Below are 469 nucleotides of genomic sequence, written 5' to 3' on the forward strand. Positions count from 1 at the left end.
ATGATGAAATTGTTGAAACACTTGAAGATAGAATTGTTGGACGTGTTTCATTAAATGATGTACACAACCCATTAACTGATGAACTATTAGTTAAAGCTGGTGATTTAATTGATGATAAAATAGCAAAAGCTATTGGAGATACACCAATAGAAAGTATTGAAGTACGTTCGCCATTATCTTGTGAAGCATTACAAGGTATCTGTGCAAAATGTTACGGCCGTAACTTAGCAACAGGTAAAATGGTACAACGTGGTGAAGCTGTTGGTGTTGTTGCAGCACAATCAATTGGAGAACCTGGTACACAGTTAACATTACGTACATTCCACGTAGGTGGTATTGCGGGTAATATTTCTGAAGAAAATAAATTAGCAGTTAAATTTGATGGTGTTGCTGAAATTGAAGATTTAAAAACTGTTAAAGGTACTGATAATGATGGTAATGAAGTTGATATTGTTATTTCAAGAACATC

1 pseudogene is annotated in these 469 nt (G+C 34.1%); it reads left to right on the forward strand.

Features of this window, described 5'->3' with window-relative positions:
• Positions 1-469 (forward strand): annotated as a pseudogene (locus FUA24_RS11080) (DNA-directed RNA polymerase subunit beta'); the annotation flags it as partial.

Source organism: Seonamhaeicola marinus, assembly GCF_008085455.1.